Annotated in this window: 19 protein-coding genes; 6 read left to right on the top strand and 13 right to left on the bottom strand. The window is 71.0% G+C overall.

Annotation, left to right across the window (positions count from 1 at the left end; all coding sequences use genetic code 11):
- Positions 1-7: 7 nt before the first annotated feature.
- Positions 8-1,435, top strand: a complete 1,428-nt coding sequence (locus ACWEPL_RS29955) for an APC family permease (protein ID WP_350737900.1) — start codon at positions 8-10, stop codon at positions 1,433-1,435.
- A 14-nt stretch (positions 1,436-1,449) separates the two neighbouring features.
- Complete coding sequence (locus ACWEPL_RS29950) at positions 1,450-1,599, top strand: hypothetical protein (protein WP_452438120.1); 150 nt, start codon at positions 1,450-1,452, stop codon at positions 1,597-1,599.
- Positions 1,600-1,769: 170 nt separating this feature from the next.
- On the opposite strand, the gene ACWEPL_RS29945 is transcribed toward ACWEPL_RS29950, so the two are convergent.
- From ACWEPL_RS29945 to ACWEPL_RS29910, 8 genes are all read right to left on the bottom strand, one after another.
- Entirely contained in the window at positions 1,770-2,051 is a 282-nt protein-coding gene (locus ACWEPL_RS29945; RefSeq protein WP_363983211.1) for a YciI family protein, read from the bottom strand.
- A 94-nt stretch (positions 2,052-2,145) separates the two neighbouring features.
- Complete coding sequence (locus ACWEPL_RS29940; protein WP_452438119.1) at positions 2,146-3,054, bottom strand: amidohydrolase family protein; 909 nt, start codon at positions 3,052-3,054, stop codon at positions 2,146-2,148.
- Between the two features lie 5 nt (positions 3,055-3,059).
- Complete coding sequence (locus tag ACWEPL_RS29935) at positions 3,060-4,175, bottom strand: vWA domain-containing protein (protein ID WP_452438118.1); 1,116 nt, start codon at positions 4,173-4,175, stop codon at positions 3,060-3,062.
- Positions 4,168-5,025 (bottom strand): AAA family ATPase, encoded by an 858-nt coding sequence (locus ACWEPL_RS29930; protein WP_452438117.1) that lies wholly within the window; start codon positions 5,023-5,025, stop codon positions 4,168-4,170. The genes ACWEPL_RS29935 and ACWEPL_RS29930 overlap by 8 nt, the downstream gene beginning before the upstream one ends.
- Positions 5,015-6,031, bottom strand: coding sequence for a xanthine dehydrogenase family protein molybdopterin-binding subunit (locus ACWEPL_RS29925; protein WP_355202047.1), 1,017 nt, complete (start codon positions 6,029-6,031; stop codon positions 5,015-5,017). Before ACWEPL_RS29925 ends, ACWEPL_RS29930 begins: the two co-directional genes overlap by 11 nt.
- A gap of 3 nt (positions 6,032-6,034) precedes the next feature.
- Positions 6,035-7,414 carry a xanthine dehydrogenase family protein molybdopterin-binding subunit gene (locus ACWEPL_RS29920; protein ID WP_452438116.1) on the bottom strand — a complete coding sequence of 460 codons (1,380 nt, stop codon included), beginning with the start codon at positions 7,412-7,414 and terminating at the stop codon, positions 6,035-6,037.
- Positions 7,414-7,914: a (2Fe-2S)-binding protein gene (locus ACWEPL_RS29915; protein WP_452438115.1), complete on the bottom strand. Its 501-nt coding sequence runs from the start codon at positions 7,912-7,914 to the stop codon at positions 7,414-7,416. The genes ACWEPL_RS29920 and ACWEPL_RS29915 overlap by 1 nt, the downstream gene beginning before the upstream one ends.
- 11 nt (positions 7,915-7,925) lie before the next feature.
- Positions 7,926-8,723: an FAD binding domain-containing protein gene (locus tag ACWEPL_RS29910; RefSeq protein WP_452438114.1), complete on the bottom strand. Its 798-nt coding sequence runs from the start codon at positions 8,721-8,723 to the stop codon at positions 7,926-7,928.
- A 90-nt stretch (positions 8,724-8,813) separates the two neighbouring features.
- Here ACWEPL_RS29910 and ACWEPL_RS29905 point away from each other — a divergent pair, with 90 nt between their 5' ends.
- The gene (locus tag ACWEPL_RS29905) at positions 8,814-9,485 is read left to right on the top strand and encodes a GntR family transcriptional regulator (protein ID WP_350737877.1); all 672 of its coding nucleotides are present in this window, start codon (positions 8,814-8,816) and stop codon (positions 9,483-9,485) included.
- A gap of 370 nt (positions 9,486-9,855) precedes the next feature.
- Positions 9,856-11,070 (top strand): ROK family protein, encoded by a 1,215-nt coding sequence (locus ACWEPL_RS29900; protein WP_452438113.1) that lies wholly within the window; start codon positions 9,856-9,858, stop codon positions 11,068-11,070.
- 275 nt (positions 11,071-11,345) lie between these two features.
- On the opposite strand, the gene ACWEPL_RS29895 is transcribed toward ACWEPL_RS29900, so the two are convergent.
- A complete protein-coding gene (locus ACWEPL_RS29895) occupies positions 11,346-11,843 on the bottom strand; it encodes an alpha/beta hydrolase (RefSeq protein WP_452438112.1) in 498 nt (165 codons plus the stop codon).
- A gap of 339 nt (positions 11,844-12,182) precedes the next feature.
- Between ACWEPL_RS29895 and ACWEPL_RS29890 the strand changes: the two genes are divergently transcribed.
- The gene (locus ACWEPL_RS29890; protein WP_452438111.1) at positions 12,183-12,611 is read left to right on the top strand and encodes a hypothetical protein; all 429 of its coding nucleotides are present in this window, start codon (positions 12,183-12,185) and stop codon (positions 12,609-12,611) included.
- A 310-nt stretch (positions 12,612-12,921) separates the two neighbouring features.
- Complete coding sequence (locus ACWEPL_RS29885; RefSeq protein WP_452438110.1) at positions 12,922-13,248, top strand: hypothetical protein; 327 nt, start codon at positions 12,922-12,924, stop codon at positions 13,246-13,248.
- Positions 13,249-13,377: 129 nt separating this feature from the next.
- Here ACWEPL_RS29885 and ACWEPL_RS29880 read toward each other — a convergent pair whose 3' ends face one another.
- From ACWEPL_RS29880 to ACWEPL_RS29865, 4 genes are read right to left on the bottom strand one after another with little or no spacing between them, the layout of a single operon-like run.
- Complete coding sequence (locus ACWEPL_RS29880; protein ID WP_452438109.1) at positions 13,378-13,527, bottom strand: hypothetical protein; 150 nt, start codon at positions 13,525-13,527, stop codon at positions 13,378-13,380.
- 54 nt (positions 13,528-13,581) lie between these two features.
- Positions 13,582-14,004 (bottom strand): lasso peptide biosynthesis B2 protein, encoded by a 423-nt coding sequence (locus tag ACWEPL_RS29875; protein ID WP_452438108.1) that lies wholly within the window; start codon positions 14,002-14,004, stop codon positions 13,582-13,584.
- Complete coding sequence (locus ACWEPL_RS29870; RefSeq protein ID WP_452438107.1) at positions 14,001-14,276, bottom strand: lasso peptide biosynthesis PqqD family chaperone; 276 nt, start codon at positions 14,274-14,276, stop codon at positions 14,001-14,003. Before ACWEPL_RS29870 ends, ACWEPL_RS29875 begins: the two co-directional genes overlap by 4 nt.
- The gene (locus ACWEPL_RS29865; protein ID WP_452438106.1) at positions 14,273-16,087 is read right to left on the bottom strand and encodes an asparagine synthase-related protein; all 1,815 of its coding nucleotides are present in this window, start codon (positions 16,085-16,087) and stop codon (positions 14,273-14,275) included. Before ACWEPL_RS29865 ends, ACWEPL_RS29870 begins: the two co-directional genes overlap by 4 nt.
- Between the last annotated feature and the right edge of the window lie 2 nt (positions 16,088-16,089).

Raw genomic sequence — 16,089 nt, 5'->3', positions numbered from 1 at the left:
ATCCCCCATGACCCAGACACCCGTAGTGCAGGCCGAAAGCGGCCTCAAGAAGGGCGCGATGTCGGCCGGCGAGGTCGTCGCCCAGGCCCTCGCCAACATCGCGCCGAGCGCGGTCATCGCCTTCAGCGTGGCCGGCATCTACGCCAGCTCGGGCAACGCCTCGTGGCTGTCGTTCACGCTGGCCACGATCGTGATCCTGGCCGTCGGCTACTGCATCGCCCAGTTCGCCAAGCGGCGCGCCTCGGCGGGCTCGCTCTACAACTACGCCGCACAGGGCCTGGGGCCCTTCGGTGCCTACCTCACAGGCGTCACTCTCATCATCGGCTGCTTCGGCATCGCGGCCGGCTCGCTCGGCGGGGCCGTCTACCACTTCACCGTCTTTTTGTCGCAGATCGGCCTGCCGATCGAGGGCACGGCATGGAACGTTCTGCTGGCCGTTGTGATCGGCTCGCTGGCCACGCTGTTCACCGTGTGGGGCATCCGGCTGTCGGCCAGGATCTCGCTGATCCTGGAGGTCGTCTCCATCACGATCATCACGCTGATGTTGGTCGTGGTGCTCTTCTGGGGCGGCGGCCCGGTCGTGGACACCGACCAGCTGACGCTCTCGGGAGCCGCCCCGCACGGCGTCGCGGTCGGCATGGTGCTGGGCATCCTCGGCTTCGTCGGCTTCTCCAGCTCCGACGCGCTCGGCCGGGAGGCCAAGGACCCGTTCAAGGCCATCCCGCGGGCCATCATGTGGAGCGCGTTCGGCGTCGGCCTGCTCTACATTTTCGCATCCTACGTGCAGGTCGCCGGATTCCACTCGCTCGGCGACCTCGGCGCGAGCGCGAACCCGCTGGACGAGCTGGCCAAGGCCGCCGGGCTGCCCGACTGGATCAGGCCGGTCCTCAGCCTCGGCGTCACCGCGTCGTTCTTCGCCGTGGTGGTCGCGCCGATCAACGTCATCGGGCGGATCGTGTTCGTCATGGGCAAGGAGGGCGTGCTGCCCGCCTCGCTCGGCCGTACCCACCGCACCCAGCAGACGCCGCACCGTGCCATCCTGGCCGTCGCGCCCGGGGTCGTGCTGCTCACAGCGGTCCTGTTCGCGCTCGGCGTGGACGGCATGGAGATCGTGGTCAACGTCGACACCTACGGCACCTACGGCTACATGATCGCCTATGCGGTCGTCGCGCTGGCCACGCCGATCTTCCTGCGCCGCGAGGGCGTACGGCTGCCGCTGGTGTGGCCCTGCGTGGTGGTGTCGGTGGCCGGGATGGCCTACGTGTTCTGGGTCAACGTGGTTCCCTGGCCGCAGTGGCCGCTGAACTTCGTGGTCCTCGCGTTCTTCGCCACGGTCCTGGTGACACTGGCCTGGTACGGCTACCTGCGTTCGGCACGACCGGCCGCGATCCGGGCGATCGGCACCACCGAGACCGACTTCCCCGAGATGGCCTGAAGCCGGGCAGGAGCGTGCTCAGGTTGTCGGCTCCGGTCGTCGGGGCGCCGCGGGCATTGCCTGCCCTCGCGGAGGAGCAGCGCGAGGCCCGCTGCGACGAGCAGCGCTACTCCGGCGGAGGGATGGGCGATCGCGAGCACCTGCAGGCCCTGGTGGCTTCGTGAGCGCCGCCTGCAGGAGCCGGGGCCGACCCGCCGGCCCCGGAGGATCCGCTGCAGCCCGGCGTCACCGGCCGTTGAGCTCGCAAACCTCGGCGGCAGGAGTCACGCCGGCGCGGCCAGGACCGCTCGATCAGCCCAGTGGGGCCGGCGTCGGACGACCTTAGGGGTGAACTCTAGCCAGAGCCGAGCGAGCCGACCGTCACGCGCCACTGGCGCAACTGCCGATCCCTGGTGACCTGTAGTTGTGTGTACGGGTCCTGGTCGACGAGCGCCTGCGCCGCGGTCTCGTCCTCGGCCTGTAGGACGATCATGCCGGCCGTCAGGTCGGTGTAAGGGCCGGCCGCGACGAGGCTGCCCTGCTCGAAGAGCTTGTTCAGGTGTGCGAGATGGTCTTCGCGGCGTTCCGCTCTCAGCGGGGTGTCGTTGTAGCCGTAGGTCAGGACGAACAGTGCCATGCCGAGATACTCCTTTTCATGTCAATCCGGGACTATCTGACGTCGCCGGTCCAAGCCCTCTGGGCCCCGCGGCCCGAGGTCCAGCAGTTTCAGGTCAGCCCTCCAGCCCGTACACCCGTCGTGCGTTGCCGGCGAAGATGTCGTGTTGGTCGGCGGGTGGGAGATGAGCCAGTGCGTTCTTCCACGCGTCGACCAGGTGCGGCATCGTGGTCCAGATCTTCTCGACCGGGAAGTTGGTGCCGAACATGGCTCGGCCGGCGCCGAACCAGCCGATCACCTCGTCTGCGACGAAGGAGATGAGGTCGGGATCCACCCGGTGGACGAAGGTGCCCTGCCCGGTGAGCTTGACGACGATGTTCTGCCGCTCGGCCAGCGCGGCCATCCCGGCCCGCCACGACTCGAGGCACTCGAGCCCGATGAGCATGCCCGCGTGCACCAGGACGAAGGTGACGTCAGGGAAGGCCGCCGCCAGCTCGACCGCATCCGGCATCTGTTCGGGAAAGACCTGCAGCTCGAACAGCCAGCCGTGGTCGGCGAGCGCGCCGATGTTCTTTCGGAAGACCGGATCCTTCATACGATCGGGCGCCGCGGCGAACCGGAACTCCGGGCGCTCGTGCCAGTGCAGTTGCTGACGGATCCCCCGGATCAGCGGCGTGAGCGCGGCCTGCCGTCGCATGGTGTCCGGAGCGCTCTCGTCGAACATGTCGGCCGATCCGATGACGGCCATCGGCCGGCCCGTCTCCTGATGAACCTCGTGAAGCCAGCGCACCTCGTCCACAACCCGGTCGAGCGGCCAGTTCGTCTGCACGTAGACCGACTCGCTGATGCCTGCGGCCGTGGCGTCGGCGACGTACTCGTCGATCAGGTAGTCCCGCCTGATCGGCTCGTACGGGCCGAAGATCCGCGGCACCATCGGTCCGGACAGCCAGGGCAGGTCCCCGGCCCGCCAGATGTGGTGATGCGAGTCGACGATGTCGCCCGAGTAGCGGGTCGCCTCCGGCATGACGATCACTCCCTGATCAAGGTCTGTACCTGCTCGTACGCCGTACGCAGGTCGCGCACGCCCGCGAGCGCGTCCACGCTGCCGAGCACGGCCGACATGCCGCGGGTGACCGGCCGGTACGCCGGGTCGCAGGCGAGCGGCGACCACCACAGCAACCGGTGGCTCAGCAGCGACAACCGCCGTACGGCCGCCTGCATGGGCCGGCAGTCGCCGCGTTCCAGGCCATCGGAGAGCACGATGGTCAGGGCACCGCGCGCCACGGTGACATGCCGGGCGTTGGCGAGGAACTCCTGGAGCGAGGCGCCGATCCGCGTCCCGCCCTCGGCGTCCAGGACGACGTCGCTCAGCGAGCCGACGGCCGCGTCGACGTGCCGTGCGCGCAGCTGCTCGGTGACGCGGGTCAGCCGGGTGCCGAAGGTGAACACCTCGACGCGGTCGAGCCGGCCGACCACGGCGTGGGCGAAGCGGAGGTAGTGGGCGCTGTGCTGCTTCATCGACCCCGACACGTCGATGAGCAGCAGCACACGGCGCTGCCGCCGCGGACGGTTGCGCCGGCGCAACGTCACGATCTCCCCATGGCTGCGCCTGGACTCACGGCAGATCCTGGCGACGTCGATCCACGGACCTCGCCGGGCAGGCCGCCGACGTCGCGACCGGATCGTCGGCACCGCTCCGGGTAGTTCCCGCCGCAGCAGCGAGAGCACGGCCCGGTCGTCCTCGCTCGCCGGGCCGAACACCGGGCGTCTCTCGCGCTCCGAGGAGCCGGCCTTCAGGCCCGCCTCCCCGCCGAACGTCGCCGTGAGAGGAGCCTCGTCCCCCTTCCCGCGCGGCGCGGAGGCCTCGTCGTCGGGGGACTCCTCATCGGGGATGCGCCGTGCCGTGACCTCCCCGAACCAGTGCTCGAACGTGGGGGAGTACACCTCCAGGTCGTCGTGGGAGGTGGTGAGCGTGGCCACCCCGATCCAGTAGAGGTGTGTGGCGTCGCGCGGGCCGACGGCCTCGATCGCCTGAAGGAAGACCCGCTGTTTGGGCACCGGTACGGGCAGGCCCCGATCGTGCAGGTCCCGCAGGAACCCGTGCACATGATCGCCGACGCGTACGAGGAGGGACTGCTCAGTCACCGAACACCTCCGCGGTGTGGCGGCCGAGGAGCGCGAGGTCCTCCTCGTGCTTGACGAGCAGCCCCGCGGACCGGCGCATCGCCTCCAGCCAGCTCGAACCCTCGCGGGTCAGCGTCTGCACGCCGCGGGCCCAGGAGACCGACTCGGCGATGCCCGGGCGTTTCAGCAGAGCCAGCCCGCGGATGCGATGCACGGCGGCCACGAGGCGCGCCGCGCTCCTCTCGTCCAGGCCCGGCGCCTGCGCCCGGATGATCGCTCGCTCCCGTTCGGCGTCGGGAAAGGGGATCCAGTGGTAGAGGCACCGGCGCTTGAGCGCGTCGTGCAGCTCGCGGGTCCGGTTCGAGGTGAGGACGACGAACGGGACGCTCGCCGCCGTGATGGTGCCGATCTCCGGGATGGTGATCTGGAAGTCGCCGAGGAACTCCAGAAGGAAGGCCTCGAACTCGCTGTCCGCCCGGTCGATCTCGTCGATCAGCAGCACCGCGCCGGACGCCGCCCGCAGCGACCGCAGTAACGGCCGCTGCAGCAGGAACTCCTCGCGGTACAGGTCGCCGACGCCGCGCCCCTCCACCTCGGCGGCCCGCAGGGACAGCAACTGTTTGGGGTAGTCCCACTCGTACAGGGCCTGGGAGGCGTCCAGTCCTTCGTAGCACTGAAGCCGGATCAGCTCGCGGCCGAGGATCCGGGCCAGGACGTTCGCGACCTCGGTCTTGCCGACCCCCGGCTCGCCCTCCAGCAGCAGCGGGAGCCCGAGCGCGCCTGCCAGGTGGAGGGCGGTGAGCAGACCCTCGTCGGCGAGGTAGCCCTCCGCGCCCAGCCGCCGGTCCAGCGTGTCCTGATCAACCAGCACGGCCGGCCCGCAGCTCGTCGAGTCCGCGCAGCACCTTCTCCGGGGTGAAGGGCATGCTCGTCAGCCGTACGCCGACCGCGTCGTACACGGCGTTGGCGATCGCGGGGATCGGCGCGTTCGCCGTCATCTCGCCGATCCCCTTGGCCCCGAACGGCCCGTTGTCGGCGGGCCGTTCGAGGAACAGGCTCGTCTGCGCCGGGATGTCGGCCGGCCCGGGCATCAGGTATTCCGTGAAATCGACCGGGCCGTGCTCGCGCGAGTGCGGATAGTACGGTTCGGTCGATTCGAACAACGCGTGCGACAGGCCCATCCAGGCGCCGCCCTCGACCTGCTGCGTCGCGAGGGCCGGGTTGAGCGCCCGGCCGATCTCGTAGGTGTTGTAGAGCCGCAGCACCTCGATCACCCCGGTCTCGTCGTCGACCGCGACCTCGGCCACCGTGCACGCGTGCGCCTGGCAGGAGTCCGGGTCCATCTCGCCGGTCTCCGGCACCGGGGAGCTCGGCTCCTTGAGGTAGATGCCCCGGCCGGAGATGGTCCGGCCCTGCCGGAAATGCGCGGCGAGCGCGACGTCGCTGATGTGGATCTTCTTCTCCGACGATCCCTTGAGGCGGACGAAGCCCGTGCCGTCGGTCTCCAGGTCCTCCGCGTCGACCTCCAGTTCGTCGGCGGCGACCTGGAGCATGACCTCCCTGGCCTCGCGCGCCGCCATGATCACGGCGTTGCCGACGCGGTGGGTGCCGCGGCTGGCGAACGTTCCCATGCAGTGCGGGCCGGTGTCGGTGTCGGCGGTGTCGACGATGACGTTCTCGATCGGAATGCCGAGTGTCTCGGCCGCGCATTGGGCGATGACCGTCCGCAGCCCCTGGCCGAGATCCACCGAGGAGAGCGTGACGACGAATCCGCCCATCGTGGTGGCGTGGACGAGTGCCTGCGACGGGTCGCCGCCGAGGTTCATGCCGGTCGGGTAGTTGACCGCCGCGTATCCGCGGCCGTGCCGTAACGCCATCGCTCAGCCCTCCGGTCGTTCGGTCGAGGACATCGCCCGGTACTCCGGCGGAAGGTCGTGCCCCACCAGGTCGGCGGCGCTCTGGATCACCTCGACCAACGCCGTGCCGGACGCGATCTTGCGATGAGCTTTCATGTCGCCGTCCCGGTAGGCATTCTTGAGCCGGAGCCGCAGCGGGTCCATGTTCAGCTCCCGGGCGATGCGGTCCATGTGCGACTCCAGAGCGAAGTCGCCGATCGTGACGCCGAACCCGCGCATGGCGCTGGACGGCGTGCGGTTGGTGTAGACGCAGTACGCGTCGACATGGACGTTCGGGATCGTGTACGGGCCGGGCATGTGCGCCGCCGCCTTGGTGGTGCCGTACGGGCTGTGCCGGGAGTACGCGCCCGCGTCCACGTAGAGCGTGATCTTGCGGGCGACGATCCGGCCGTCGTCCATGACGCCGTCCTTGATGGAGATGCGCTCGGCCGCTCGAGGGGACGACACCTGCATCTCCTCGGCGCGGCTGTAGACATACTTGGCCGGCCGGCCGGTGAGCATGGCGGCGATGCACGCGAGTGGCTCGACGATGACGTCGACCTTGCCGCCGAAGCCGCCCCCCACGGTGCCCCCGACGACGCGCAGGCTGGTAGGCGGGACGCCGAGGATGAGCGCGGTGTTGTCGAGGGTGAAGAAGGCGGCCTGGGTGTTGGTGTGGATGCGCAGCCGGCCGTCGCCCTGAGGGACGACGATGCAGCCGGTCGGCTCGGTCGGCGCGTGTTCGATGGGGGAGGAGCTGTAGCGGCCCTCGATGATGCGGTCCGCCTCGGCGAAACCTCGCTCGACGTCGCCGAAGCGGATCCGGCGGCAGTGATGTCCCTCGTACACGAAGTGGTTGGCGCCCGCCTGTTTGATGATCGGGGCGCCGTCGGCCAGGGCCTCCTCGACGTCGAGGACCGCGGGCAGGTCGGTGTAGTCGACCGTGACCCGGGCCGCGCCCTCGCGGGCGGCGTCCTCGGTCTCGGCGACGACGGCGACGATCGGCTCGCCGCGGTAGAGGACGCGATCCTCGGCCAGCACCGGCTCGTCGTCAGGTCCCACGCCGATCAGGCGCAGCACGGTGTACCAGTTGTTCGGCACGTCCTGGTGGGTGATGACCCGAAGCACGCCCGGGACTCCGAGGGCGCCGGAGACGTCGACCCGGTTGATGAGGGCGTGGTGCCGCGTGGACCGGTGGATCTTGACGTGCGTCATCTCCGGCAGCGCCATGTCCTCGAAGAAGACCGTGCGGCCGGTGACGTGAGCGCGGGCGTCCGAGCGCGGGACGGCGGAGCCGATGACGGCGAAGTCGTCCGCGCGCCCGCCCTTGAAGTACGTGGTGTCGATCGGGGTGAGGCGCGCCATCAGACCTCGGCCTCCGCGTTCGTGAGCGGGGCGCTGCGGCGTTGCGCGGCGGCGAGGACGGCGGTGATGATCGGCTCGTATCCCGTGCAGCGGCAGACGTTCCCGCAGATCGCCTCGGTGACATCCTGGCGGGTCGGATCCGGCTTCCGGTTGAGCAGGGCCGTGGCGGACATGATCATCCCCGGGGTGCAGAACCCGCATTGCGTCGCGAAGAGGTCGACGAACGCCTGCTGTACGTCGCCGAGCCGGTCGCCCTCGGCCAGGCCCTCGATCGTCTCCACGGCAGAGCCGTCGATCGTCACGACGGGGATCAGGCACGAGACCACGGGCCGGCCGTCCAGCAGCACCGTGCAGCTGCCGCAGCCCCCTTGCGCGCAGCCGCGCTTGGCCCCCATCAGTCCCAATGTGTCGCGCAGCGCGCTCAGCAGCGTCGTCGACGGCCGGGCGATCAACTCCCGCTCGGTGCCGTTCACCTTGAGTGTGACGATGGTCGAGGGCATGCGATCCCCTTTCAGGCCCCCAGCAGGGCGCGACGCAGGTGGACGGGGTAGACCCGAGCGCGGTACCAGGCGGAGGCGTAGGCGTCGTCGAACGGCTCGATGACGTCGGCTCCGGCTGCCTGGGCGACGACCTGGGCGTTCAGCGGCGCGCCCAGCAGAACGCGCTCGGCGCCGACCGCGCGTACCAGGCGCCGCGCCAGGCCGCCGAGCACGAGACGGATGTCGCTGACCAGGCCGTCCTCGATCGTGATCCGGGCCGCCACCGTCACGATGGATCCCGAGTTGAGCCGCCGCCGGCTCGCCTTGTAGAACCGGAACGCGTCCTTGGCCGGAGCGGTGAACCGGACACGGGTCACCAGGTCGCCCGCCCGCAGGCCGCCGGTGACGACCTGCTCGAGCGGCTCGCGGCGGGCTCCGTCGGCGCCGAGCACGTCCAGCTCCGCGTCCAGGGCCAGAAGAGCCGCCGCCAGGTCGCCGTACGGTTGGGGCACGAAAAGGTTGCCCGCCACGGTGGCGAGGCTGCGGACCGGCGGCGCGGCGATCGACCGCACACAGCCGGACAGGTAGCTCAGCCGATCGTCGTCCTCGATGTCGGCGAGAGTGGTGGCCGCGCCCAGGGCCACCGTGTCGCCTTGGACGTCGATGCCGGACAGTCCCGCCCGGCGCAGGCTGACCAGCCGCAGGTCGCGGCCGGCCTGATCGTCCAGGCGGGCCAGCAGGTAGGTGCCGCCGCCGAGGGGCACGGCCCCGGCCTGAAGCGCCGCACGAGCCGCTTCGGGACTCTCGGGTGTCTGAACGGAGGTCAGCATGTGCACTCCACTTATCGATATCGATAATTAACTTACGTGGCATGATCGAAGAGTCAAGGGCCCGCTGGGCCCTCAACGTCAGGAGGTTTCTTGTCGGAACCCACGGGGAGCCCGCGCTCCGCGCGACCGACGCTGAGCCGACAGATCCGCGACGGTCTGCTGCAACGGATCGTCTCCGGCGAACTCGGCGAGGGCGACCGGCTCATCGAGACGAAGATCGCCATCGAGTTCGGAACGAGTCAGGCCCCGGTCCGGGAGGCGCTCCGGCAGCTTGAGGGCCTCGGCCTCATCGACGGCCGGCCTCGTCACGGCAGCCGGGTGCTTCCCTTCGCCGAGCAGACCATCCGCGAGGCGTACATCGTGCGGGCGGCCCTTGAGGAGACCGCGACGCGGCTCGCCATGCTGGCCGGAACCCTCCCCTTCGACCGGCTGGGGGAGGCGGTCGAGGAGATGTACCGCAGTGCCCAGGACAACGACGTGCACGGCATCGGCCTGGCCAGCGCGCGGTTTCACCGGCACGTCGTGCAGGCCGGCGGCAACGTGCTGCTGACCCGCGCCTGGGAGGCGCTGCAGATCGAGGCGCGCACGGCCATCGCTCTCATGGTCACCAGGCCGAAACTCGAGCGGGTCGCCGACGAGCACCGCGAGCTGCTGGACGTCATGCGCGCCGGGGACGTCGAGGTGGCCTGCCGTCACGCCCGTGACCATCAGTGGGCCTACGCCGACACGCCGCACGACCCTTACGGAACGCCGAAACATTAGGGGTCAGCGCCTTTCTCGACGTCGGCCGGTGTTCCCCGCTACCGTGCGCGACCGCCGCCGTTGATCAGCGCTGAGTAAATGAGATCATCGGCAGGGCGCAGAGTTGCCCCGTGGTCATCGCCGCGCTTGGCGTGCGCGCAGCTCGGGCCGTCAAGAGAGGCAGACGCGGGCGGCATGATGATCGGCCGTGCTCCTCCTCCTGGCCTACCTCACCATCACATTCACCGCGCTGCGGTTACTGCCCATCCATGCAGCTTGAACTGGCCTTCCTGAGATGTAGCTCCTCGCCTCGGAACGCTTGTCACCAGTGGGTCGCGCTCATGGCTGTCCTGCTGTTCACAAGTGCCGTCCCCGGCCTAGGCTGGCGGGGATGACGGGATCGGTGGCGGGCGCGCGGACACAGGAGCAGATGCGGCAACGAAACCTGAGTGAGGTGCTGCGGCGCGTCCATAAGGACGGGGCCGTGTCACGGGCCGCGCTCAGCCGCCGGATGGGCCTCAACCGCAGCACCATCATGGACCTGACCGCCGAGCTCGCCGCCGCCGGGCTGGTCCGCGAGGACGTCCCCATCGGGCGGGGTCGCGCTGGGCGGCCGTCCATCGTCGTCATGCCCGAGCAGGGGACGCTGTACGGGCTCGCGTTCGACGTCGCCGTGGACCGGCTGCTCGCGGCCCGTGTCGGGCTCGGCGGCCGGGTCCTCGACCGCCGCGAGGCCGTGCGCACCCGCGCCGGGGTCGACCTGGAGGACGTCGTCGGCGTCCTCGCCACCTTCGGCCGCGAACTGGTCGCCGGGGCCGGTCCGGGCGCGTTGTGCGTGGGTGTGGGCGCGTCGTACTGCGGGTTGATCAGGCGCGCCGACGGCACGGTCCGGTACGGGCCGCACCTCGGCTGGGTGGACCAGGCGTTCGGCGCGGAACTCGCCGCCGGGCTCGGTCTCGGGCTTCCCGTCGAGGTCGGCAACGAGGCACACCTGGGTGCGATCGCCGAGCACGTACGCGGCGCGGGATGCGACGTCGACAACCTCATCTACCTGCACGGGGACGTCGGCGTCGGCGGCGGGATCATCGTCGGCGGCAAGCTCCTGGACGGAGACGGAGGCTACGGCTGCGAACTCGGGCACATGCTGGTCAACCCGTTCGACGGGCGGCCCTGCCTGTGCGGGTCGCGCGGCTGCCTGGAGGCCGAGGTGGGGGAGGAGGCGCTGCTCGACTACGCGGGACGGTCCGGCGAACTCGTCGGACGCGACGGTATCCGGTCAGTCGTCGTACTCGCCGGGACCGGCGACGCCCGCGCGCGGGACGCCCTCGACCGCATCGGCGACTGGCTCGGTGTCGGCGTCGTCAACCTCATCAACCTGTTCAACCCGGCGCTCGTGGTCTTCGGCGGGATGCTCCGCGATGTCTACCCGGGCGCCGCGTCACGCGTCCGTGCCCGGATCGACGCGCATGTCCTGCCGGTGTCGCGCGAACGTGTCCGCCTGGCCGTGACGGCCCTCGGCGACGACACCACGCTCGCCGGCGCCGCCGAACTCGCCTTCGCCAACCTCCTGGACAACCCCCTCGACACGCTGGCCACCCTGCGCTGATGGGATCAGGACGGCCGCGCCGCTGTGGCGGCCTGTGATCATGGGCTCCACGGCACGGCAGCATCGCCGGCTCCGGCACCCGGGTGGTGGGCGTGGGCTCCTCGACACCCTTCGTCGTACCTGCACCCCGAACGACTTGGAGCCTGCCGACAATGGGTTTGGTCGATGGGGCGGAGACGGGGGATGCCTTGGTCGAGGCCATCTTCGAGTGATATGCCCGCGATCGGGCCCAAGGAGGACCACAAGGCCGCCGCCCCCCTGCGGGCGGCCGGCGATCAGGGACGCGGGCCGAAGCCTTGGGCTGCGAGCCACGTGGCGCAGAGGCTGGGCCATGCGGACGCGGTCGGTTCGCCCTGGGCGAGCCCGTGCTTGCCCTCGGGAAAGACATGGAGCTCGAACGGCGTGCCGGCGCGGGCGAGGGTGGCGGCGAGATGGCCGCCGGCGGAAAATCCCATGACGGTGACCCGCGTGGCGCCACGTTCCCGGACGACGTGCATCGCCTGGCGCAGGTCGTCCAAGGGAGCTGGATGCAGCGGCTCGCGGCCCGGCTCGCCCCCGGCCACCCGGTAGCGGAGCACGTAGGCGTCGACGCCCAGCGCGACCAGCCAGCGGGCCACGTCCGTGCTCTCGTTCTCGGCCAGTCTGGCGTAACCGCCGCCGGGGCACACGACCACCGCACCCGAGGCCGGGATGTCCGCTCCGTACAGCGTCAGGCCGGGGGTTCCGGTAGCAGGGCCCGGAGGAGTCGTTGACCGGAGCGGAATGTCGATCATGTACTGGAACTCTACCCCCGAGGGCTACGGACCTCCCTGAGCTCACTCGTTGTAGACGGTCTCTGGCGGCGCGGTCAGCACGTCATGCACGAACTGTTCTTCCGCGGTCCAGTTGTCGGGGTCGAGCCTTCTCCGGGCCAGGCTTGCCCCGTGGCGATACCTTGGTCCACCCCTGCTCTTGGCCGTTACGTCCACTCCTGCTCTTGGCCGTTACGTCCGGGACGAAAGCTCAGTTCGGTCCTCGTCCTTGTGCGCGAGTCGGGACTCAACAGGTTCTCAACAGCCTCTCAACACGCGCGAGGCTACGTTCTCCGCATCCGGTACGACCAAGGAGAGGCAATGCGAACGATTAAGACCACCATCCTCGGTGCCGCGGTCGTGGCCGCCGGACTCGCGGCCGGAGCCCCTGCCCAGGCGGCCCCCACGGCGCAGTCCAGCACGGCCGCCGCGGCCCCCGCAGGCGTCACCGCGGCGACCACCGCGACCTCGTGCCAGATCCGCGTCTACAAGCCGGAGATGCGCAGGGGACACGTGGCGGCGACCTCGTGGGCCCCGGGGTGCCGGTCGTCCGCGCGGGTCTCCATCCAACTCCAGCGCAAGCGCTGGTGGGGCTGGCAGAAGATCGCGGGCACGACCTACAACGCCCCGGGGCCGAAGACTCTGTACAAGGGGTGCAAGCGCGGCACCACGTTCACCTACCGCCTGATGGGGCACCTCATGGGGGGCGGCAACGGGTACAGCCCCACCATGCGGGCCAAGTGCCCCTGACCGGCCCGTCGCCAACCAAGATCGCCTCACTGGGCCGCGCCATACCGTGGGCCCGCAGCGACCCGTACTGGCGGTGGCGGCGAAGCTGACCCCCGAGGAGCACGACAAGCCCCGCACCTCCTGGCCCCCGTGTCCTGGAGGTGCGGCGGTTTTGGGGCAGGAACGGTGCGACGTCGTCGAGTAGCCAGCCGCCGCAGAACGGCGGCGAACCTGAAGTTCTGTCTGGTCAGCTCCTGCGCGGCCGGTACTCGGGCACTTATGTCCGAGCTGTCTCGTTAGCTTGGTGAGGCAAAGATCAGAAGGAGCTTGGGTGCCGGAGAGCGTGCATATTTGGCGGGACGCGGAAGGCGTGGCGCGAGGCGTCAGGGTCACGGACTGGCTCTGGCCCGCCTACAACTACACGATCCGCTACGACCGGCGCGGCGCCCAAGTGCACCTCGAGGGCAAGGTGCTGATCGGGACCGCCGGATACGTCGCCGAGCTGGGCTGCTATCGATTCACCGCCGTGGGCTTCCAGCCCGACCACATGCTGAGCGAATGGCGATGGCCGACGCTGGCGGACGCCGCCGCCGGAGCCGCCCACGCACACGCGAGGCACGACACCATGGAGATGTCGACGATGATCGCCGTCATGTAGGACGCAGGGCCTCTTTCCCCTGCCCGCTGGATCCAGCCGCGCCCCCCGGTGCCGTCCTGGGGAAACACCCGCCGCGGCGCCGGTGACTCCCCTCCCGAACGCTTCTGGTGCTCACCGGCGATGGACGGCTCACACATGCCACCGGCTGGACGCATCGTCCTCACCCGAGCCGAGCTGCTGGTCGGGACGGCGATCTGAGCTGCACTCCTCGGCGCCACGCCGGGCCGCCGCTGGCGTGGGTGAGGCGATCCAGAACCGCGCTTCCAGCGGCTCGTCCATTCAGTGATCTCCTCGATCGAGGTGGCCGCCCGCTCCGGCCCTGCCATCGGACCCTCATCTTCGAAGCTCTCTGTCCGGGGCGATGGCGATCGTGACCCGGTAGTGGCGGGGCGGCTCGTCGACGGGTTGGCCGTCGGCCTCGATCCAGGCATGGGCGCCGAACGGGTGGACCCGTATGCCCGCGCACCAGGTGGGCCAGCATCCGCGCAACCGGCACAGCAGGGCGGCGGCGATGGAGCGGGGCAGGCAGCCTTCCCCGGCACACGACAGGCTGACCGCGATCACCGCGTCCCGTGCCGCTCTGGCCTGCTCGGCGCTCGCGGGCGCGGCGCCGCGGCGGGCGAAGGCCAGCACCGCGCGGATGCGGGCCGGCGGCAGGCGGGCGATCAGGTGTGCGGCGGCCACGGCGGCCAGCGCAGGCGGGCGGCGGCGCCAGGGCAGGGCGGGTCGGTTGGCGGGCACCATGGGCACGCTCATCGCGGCTGCTCCCGGTCGACGGTCTCGACGATCAGGTTCGCGGCGCGCAGCTGCGCGACGAGCGCGGCGATGTCCGCCTCGGCGGTGGGCGTTGCGGCCGGATGGGTCCGGACGAGGTCGCGGGCGGCCTCGTCCTGGCCGTGTCCCGCCAGCAGGTTGCGCAGGACGAGCGCGGCGGTGGCATTCAGTTGGCGGTAGCGGCCGGTGCGCTCGTCCAGGAGCACCGCAACCTCGTCGATCGGGGTGAGAGTGACGCCGGGGCGAAGCCTCACGCACACGACTCCTCCTGGGTGGGGTAGGCGAGAAGGGCTCGTAGCCAGTTCTCGGCGGCGATGAAGACGTCGAGTGCCATCACGCCCGGCCCGCCCTCGGCCGGGGTGCGCACGCAGGCCCGGCGCAGGGCGGCGGCGTCGGCCAGGCCGCGCTCCACCAGCAGCGAACCGTCGAGCAGGGTCAGGAGCTGGTCGCGGTGGCGGAGCAGCCCCTGGTAGATGTCGGCCGAAAACTCCCCCTTGGTGGTACGTTCCAAACATTCGGCCGGCATGACGGGACACATCGCGGCCCGGGTGAGCGGCTTGTAGGCGCCCGGCACCGCCCGCTGGTCCAGCCGCACGGCCAGGCAGGCGGCGACGACGTGGTCGTCCAGATAGGGGGCGTGCATGGGGGCGCCCACGCGGCCCGTCAGGCCCCGCACGCCGTCGAGGGAGGCGGCGATGGTACGGACGCTCGACAGGCTCTGGTGCTGGGCGCGCAGAGGGGAGTACGGCTCGGCCGAGCACGTGACGAGCCGCCGGCGGACCGTGTCCGTCGCAGCCTCGGTCGTCCAGTCAGGCAGGCGTAGCGGTTGCTCCCATCCGAAGTCCGGCCGGAAGCGGGACAGCGGCGCGCTGAGCGTCTGCGCCTGATCCGCCAGCCAGGCGGCATAGGGGCGCCGGTCGGCCAGCGCGCGGGCGCACGCCCACAGCGGCCATCGGGCCCTGGACCGCCGCTCGCGCAGGTGGGGCCAGAGCGCCGCCGGGTGGCGACGGGCCAGGTCGTGCAGGTAGCAGTCGGGCAGCAGGGTGACCTCGTCGCCGCCGTGCCCGGTCAGGCGCACGGCCGCTCCTCGCCCGGCCAGCAGCGCCGAACTCGCCAGCTCGCGGGCCAGCGCGCGCAGCCACCGCGTGGGCTCGTCCAGCCCGGAAACGGCCTCGGCCGCCCCGGCGAACCACTTGGGCACCTCACCGGGCCGGGCCACCCCGTGCTCGCCCGGGAGGTGCGCCCGCGCCCGGGTCGCCCACTCCGGGTCGTCATGCTCGGGATCGTCGATGGCCAGCAGGAACGTGATCAGCTTCGCCGACCGCTTCCTGGCCGCCGCGGCGGCCAGGAAGCTGACCGGCGTGGAATCGAGACCGCCGGACAGATCGCTGGCCACTACCATGCCCTCGCCGATCCGGGCGGCCACGGCCTCCTCAAGGGCCGCCCTCACCACGGGAGCGCCCTCCTCCAGCGCTACCTCCGGCGCCGGCGCCCGCCACCAGGCGCGCAGCCGCACCCCGTCCGCGTCGATGTGCGCCGCCTCACCGGGCGGCACCATGGCGACCCCTTCCCACAGCGGCTCGGCCAGCGCCGGCGGAACCGCCATCAGCAACCGCATCGCCAGAGCCTGCTCGTCCACCGCCGCCCGCGTCAGCGCGGCCGGCAGCGCCGCCCGACCGGACGCGACCACCGCCCCGCCGGCCCGCGCGTAGTACACCCGCCGCATGCCCGAAGCGGTGCCCTGCACCCGAACCTGCCTGCCCACGACGGCGACCAGATGGAAACTGCCGGGCAGCGCCGCGGCCACCGCGTCGGCGTCCGCCAGGCACCCCAGCCGCGCCGCCATCCGCCGGAGCCGACCGGCGGTGACCGGGCACGTGCCGATCACCGCCAGCCGCGCGTGGCCCGCCTCCGCGTGGACGATCTCGCCGGGCGAGGCGGCCAGCAGACAGGGACGGCCGGACGCGTAGCTCAGCACCACCGCGCCGTGCAGCGCCTCAGCGAGGGCTTCGCCGGCGGCGCTGTCGGACAGCACCGCGAACTCCTCGCCGCTCAGCTTGCGCACCG

Source organism: Nonomuraea sp. NPDC004186 (assembly GCF_053603495.1).
The sequence above is the reverse complement of the archived record's forward strand: the minus strand, read 5'-3'. Positions and strand labels throughout refer to the sequence as shown.